Source organism: Phytoactinopolyspora endophytica (assembly GCF_004138495.1).
In the GTDB taxonomy this organism is placed as follows: domain Bacteria; phylum Actinomycetota; class Actinomycetes; order Jiangellales; family Jiangellaceae; genus Phytoactinopolyspora; species Phytoactinopolyspora endophytica.
Genome location: NZ_ML142849.1, coordinates 632,978 through 637,912 on the forward strand (window position 1 = coordinate 632,978; position 4,935 = coordinate 637,912).

General features: G+C 68.8%; 6 protein-coding genes. 1 reads left to right on the forward strand and 5 read right to left on the reverse strand.

Annotated elements, in window-relative coordinates; genetic code table 11:
• Positions 1-25: 25 nt before the first annotated feature.
• The 4 genes from ELR45_RS02770 to hisI are packed head-to-tail and all read right to left on the reverse strand — an operon-like array spanning position 26 to position 2,674.
• Positions 26-616 carry a Trp biosynthesis-associated membrane protein gene (locus ELR45_RS02770; RefSeq protein WP_129663207.1) on the reverse strand — a complete coding sequence of 197 codons (591 nt, stop codon included), beginning with the start codon at positions 614-616 and terminating at the stop codon, positions 26-28.
• Positions 613-2,142, reverse strand: a complete 1,530-nt coding sequence (locus tag ELR45_RS02775; RefSeq protein WP_420813800.1) for an anthranilate synthase component I — start codon at positions 2,140-2,142, stop codon at positions 613-615. The genes ELR45_RS02770 and ELR45_RS02775 overlap by 4 nt, the downstream gene beginning before the upstream one ends.
• A 5-nt stretch (positions 2,143-2,147) precedes the next feature.
• Positions 2,148-2,327: a hypothetical protein gene (locus ELR45_RS34445; RefSeq protein ID WP_165367323.1), complete on the reverse strand. Its 180-nt coding sequence runs from the start codon at positions 2,325-2,327 to the stop codon at positions 2,148-2,150.
• Positions 2,324-2,674 carry a phosphoribosyl-AMP cyclohydrolase gene (gene hisI / locus ELR45_RS02780; RefSeq protein ID WP_205855733.1) on the reverse strand — a complete coding sequence of 117 codons (351 nt, stop codon included), beginning with the start codon at positions 2,672-2,674 and terminating at the stop codon, positions 2,324-2,326. Before hisI ends, ELR45_RS34445 begins: the two co-directional genes overlap by 4 nt.
• A 137-nt stretch (positions 2,675-2,811) precedes the next feature.
• Here hisI and ELR45_RS02785 point away from each other — a divergent pair, with 137 nt between their 5' ends.
• Entirely contained in the window at positions 2,812-3,348 is a 537-nt protein-coding gene (locus tag ELR45_RS02785; protein ID WP_129663213.1) for a septum formation family protein, read from the forward strand.
• Between the two features lie 217 nt (positions 3,349-3,565).
• Here the strand turns inward: ELR45_RS02785 and ELR45_RS02790 are convergent.
• Positions 3,566-4,935 (reverse strand): ABC transporter ATP-binding protein (locus tag ELR45_RS02790; RefSeq protein WP_205855734.1); only part of this gene is annotated, 1,370 nt, incomplete at its 5' end.

The following is a 4,935-nucleotide window of genomic DNA, read 5'->3' on the forward strand; positions in this document are numbered from 1 at the left end:
GCGTCGCCGTCGCCCGGGAGATCTCTCATTCGCGGGGCTCCGGAGCCGTCGGGTCGTCGCCCCGGTCGAGCGCATCCCAGGTCTGCGCCGACGACACCGGGGTTTCACGTCGCTTTCTGTCCGGGCGCTCGTATCGCGCGCCCATGCTGGGCCATTGTGGTCCTCGCCAGGCGACCAGGACGCCGCCCACCGCCACCAGCAACCCCGCCAGCGCCGTCAGCAACGCCCAGGCCGGCGAGGTCGAGAGCTGCTGGACCTGCCCACTGTGCTCGGGGGTGCTCGCGATCCACCGCTCGGCCCGTCCCGGCACGTCCGCGCTGACCACGAGGGAGACCACGGCCATCACCGCACCGAGCACGGCGAGGATAGCGCCCGCGACGCGCCGCCCCAACGAGCGCACCGCCGGGACGAGGACGACGGCCGCAAGCGCCACCAACGGCACCGCCGAGACCAAAGGCGCGAGGTCGTTACCGCTGACGTCCATCGAGTCGACCGCGAACGACGACGGCACCTCGGCCGAGGCCCACGGACGGCCGGAGGCCAGCAGCCCGAGGCCGCCGCCAGCCGCCAGCATCAACAGCGCCGAGATGTACGCCCGCCGCGACGCCGTGGTCATGGCTGATCCGTCAGCGGGCGCATGGCGTTGGCGATTGCGACGGCACGCAGCGCCGCGGCGGCCTTGTTCCTCGACTCCGTCCACTCCGCTTCCGGATCGGAGTCGGCGACGATCCCTCCACCCGCCTGAACATATGCCTTGCCGTCCTGGATCAGGGCGGTCCGGATCGCGATCGCGACGTCGAGGTCGCCGGCGAAGTCGAGGTAGCCGATCACACCTCCGTAGATGCCGCGTCTGGTCGGCTCGAGTTCCTCGATGATCTCCATGGCGCGCACCTTGGGAGCGCCGGACAGGGTGCCCGCCGGGAAGCACGCGGCCAGCACGTCCAGCGCCGTGCGGTCCTCCCGCAACCGGCCCACCACTGTGGACTCGATGTGCATCACGTGGCTGTACCGGCGCACCGACATGAAGTCGACCACCTCCACGGTGCCCGGAGCGCACACCCGGCCGAGATCGTTGCGGCCCAGGTCGACCAGCATCAGGTGCTCGGCTCGCTCTTTCGGGTCCTCCATCAGCTCCGCGGCGAGGGCCGCGTCGGCCTCGGGGGTCTCGCCGCGCCACCGGGTTCCGGCGATGGGATGGGTCATCACCCGGTCCCCTTCCACCTTCACCAGCGCTTCCGGGCTCGACCCGACGACGGAGAACGCCCCGTCCCCGTCACCGTTCGCCCCTGGGAGACGGAGCAGATACATGTACGGGCTCGGGTTGTCCCGCCGCAGCACCCGGTAGACGTCCAACGCGTCAGCCTGCGTCTCCGCCTCGAACCGCTGCGACACCACGACCTGGAACGCCTCGCCCGCGTGGATCTCCTCCTTGGCCTTCTCCACCGAGGCCAGAAAGTCGGCCTTCGCTGTGCGGCTACGGTGCTCCGGCAGGATCTCCGGCACATACGGGTTGACCGACGACGGCGTAGGGACGGCCAGCTGGGCTGTCATCCGATCCAGCCGGGACACCGCGTCGGCCCACGCGTCGTCGACCCGCTCGTCGCTGTTGTCCCAGTTGATGGCGTTGGCGACGAGAAGCAACGTGCCGTCGTCGTGGTCGAGCACCGCGATATCGGTGGCCAGCAGGAACGCCATCTCGGGCAGCTGGAGGTCGTCCACCGTGTCCTCCGGTAGCCGTTCCAGGCGCCGGACGGCGTCATAGGAGACGAAGCCGACGAGGCCTCCGGTGAGTGGCGGCAGGTCCGGGAGGTGCGATGTCCGCAGCGCCGCCAGCGTGCCGGCGAGCGTCTCCCACGGGTTGCCCCCGTGCGGAAGGCCGACCGGCGGGTTGCCGTGCCAGATCGCCTCACCGTCCCGCTCGGTCAGGATCGCCTCCGAATGGGCCCCGATGAACGAGTACCGCGACCACACTCCGCCGTGTTCGGCCGACTCCAGCAGGAAGGTTCCGGGGCGCTCACCGGCCAGCTTGCGGTAGATGCCGACCGGGGTCTCCGCGTCCGCGAGCAGCCGGCGAACGACGGGTATGACCCGGCGTTCCTTGGCCAAGACCCGAAACGCCTCCAGTTCAGGCGTGACCTCCAGTCCGTTCACGGGCTCTCCCCCACCTTCTCGTTCTCCCACCGGATCACCACACGCCCGCCCACTCCCAGCAACGACGAACGACATCGTGGTCGTCCCCACGACCACAACGCAGGCTCTTTCGGACGGCAGCGTCCATGCTCACCGTCGAGGAACACATCGGGGACGCGGACGGCGTTCGTGATCATGCGCTCGCCTGCTCGATCAGACCGTCGTCGAAGCACGTACGCGTTCCGGTGTGACACGCCGGCCCTTCCTGATCGACCTTGACCAGTATGGTGTCTGCGTCGCAGTCCAGCCGGACCTCGTGCACTCGCTGGTGGTGGCCGGATGTCTCGCCCTTCACCCAGTACTCGCCGCGGCTCCGGCTCCAGTACGTGGCGCGCCCAGTCGTCAGCGTGCGATGCAGCGCCTCGTCGTCCATCCAGGCGAGCATCAGCACCTCGCCCGAGTCATACTGCTGGACGACGGCCGGCAGCAACCCGTCGGAGTTGCGTGTGAGCCGCTCGGCGATATCGGGGGCGAGTCCGGGCATGACCTCCATTGTGCCGGACGCCAGGTGGTACGGCGATCATCGGCGGGGACGCAGAACTCCGGCCGACGCTACGGTATCGTGCCGATGGCATCTGAACTGCCCATGGAACTGATAGAAAATCGACAAGGAGCATTCCCGTGGCACGCTCTACCCGGACCGTCGCGGTAGCCCGCGTCGCGGTCGTCAGCGCGACGCTCGCCCTCGCGCTCACCGGCTGTTCGGCCGTCAGCGACCTCTTCGGCGACGACGATGAGAGCGAGGACGTCGAACGCGACGAGGACACCGACGACGTGACGGAGACGGTGGAGAACGCCGGGATCTTCAACATCCAGATCGGTGACTGCATCGGTTCTTTCGAGTCTGACGACGACGGGATGGTCGAGACGGTCGACATGTTCCCGTGCGACCAGGAGTACGAGCAGCAGATCTTCTTGATCACCGAGATCGCCGGCGACGAGCTGCCCGACGACGACACCCTGGAGCAGCAGGTCGTCGACGAGTGCGTACCCGCGTTCGAGGAGTTCGTCGGCAGTGAGTACAGCGACACGTCGCTGCGCATCAACTACCTCTCTCCCTCGCCGGAGTCTTGGAGCGACGACGACCGCGACATCGTCTGCACCGCCTACGACCCCGAAGGTGCGGTCACCGGAACGCTCGAAGGCTCCGAACGCTAAGGTTGCTCGCCGCTTCCCTCGCCCACCCGCAAGGTGCGGCCCGACCCGAGGCGAGCCGGGATGTGAGTCCCTCGACCAGCGAGAAGTGAGACTCGATCCGAGGGTGCGTCGGGATTTCCGTCCATGGTGTGGCGGGCATCAGCGAGGAGGAGCTCCAGCGACGACGAGACTGCTGGGCGAGGACGGAAATCCCGACTCACCCGAACGCGACCACTGCCTAGCGGGACTGGGCGATCCAGGCGGTGTGCATCTTGCTGTACGCCCCGCCGGCGTCGACGAGCTCGGCGTGCGCCCCACGCTCCGCCAACCGCCCGGAGTCGAAGACGAGGACCTCGTCCGCCGCCTCCGCCGTGGACAGCCGGTGCGCGATGGTCACCGACGTCCTTCCCCGCGATATTCCCTCCATGGCCCGCGCCAGCCGCACCTCGGTCGCCGGGTCCACCGCGCTGGTCGCCTCATCCAGTACCAGCAGGTCGGGGTCGGCGAGGTAGGCCCGGGCCAGCGCCACGAGCTGCCGTTCCCCCGCGGACAGAGACTCACCACGCTGCCCGACCGATGATTCGAGGCCGTCCGGCAGGGACTCGACCCAGTCGGCCAGACCGAGGTCGCTCAGCCCACGCCAGATGTCCTCGTCGGTGGCCTCCGGCCGGCCGAACCGCAGGTTCGCCGCGACGGTGTCGTCGAACAGGAATCCCTCCTGTGGCACCATCACCATGCGCCGGCGCAGCGAGCTGAAACGCACCTCGCGCAGGTCCACGCCGTCGATGAGGACCCGGCCCGAGCGCGGATCCATCAGCCTGGTCAGCAACTTGGCGAACGTCGTCTTGCCGGAGCCGGTCTCCCCGACGACGGCGAGCCGGGTCCGCGGTGCGATGTCCACGTTCACGTCGTCGAGCACCACGGGCCCGTCCGGGTAGGCGTAGGAGACGTCCTCGAACCGCACCTCGATCGGACCGCGTGGCAGGTCGACGCCGGAGTCTCCCGGGTCGGAGACGTCGGCAGGCGTGTCCAGGACTTCGAGCACTCGCCGCCAGCCGGCGATGGCGTTCTGCGCCTCGCTGAGCACCTCGGTGCCGACCTGCACCGGCGCGACGAACAGGGTCACCAGGAAGATGAACGCCAGCAGCTGGCCCAGCGTGATGTTGCCGCCGATCCCGAGGTACACGCCGACCACGATCACCGCGGCGTTGGCGATGCCGGCCACCACCTCGCCGGTGGAGAAGGTGGCCGCCGCCAGCCGCTGCGCTTTCACTGCCGCCGACCGATGCGACTCGACGGCGTCGTCGATCCGCTGCTGCGTGCGGCCTTCGATCGCGTATGCGCGGACCGCCTGGGCGCCGACCACGGACTCCGAGATGGCGCCCAGCATGACGCCGACCCGTTGCCGCACGGCCATGAAAGCCGCGGACAGCATCCGCTGGAACCAGCGCAGTGCCACGAAGAACGGCAGGAAGGTCAGCCACACCAGGATGGTCAGCTGCCAGGAGTAGATCGCCATGATCACGGTGGCGATCACCAGCTGGCCGATGTTGACCAGAAGGAAGATCCCGCCGAACTGGATGAACTGGGAGATCGTGTCGACGTCGG

Coding starts and splice junctions, on each gene's coding strand:
- hisI (WP_205855733.1), bottom strand. CDS start 2,674: ATGCCCGGACTCGCCCCCGATATCGCCGAGCGGCTCACACGCAACTCC.
- ELR45_RS34445 (WP_165367323.1), bottom strand. CDS start 2,327: ATGATCACGAACGCCGTCCGCGTCCCCGATGTGTTCCTCGACGGTGAG.
- ELR45_RS02770 (WP_129663207.1), bottom strand. CDS start 616: ATGACCACGGCGTCGCGGCGGGCGTACATCTCGGCGCTGTTGATGCTG.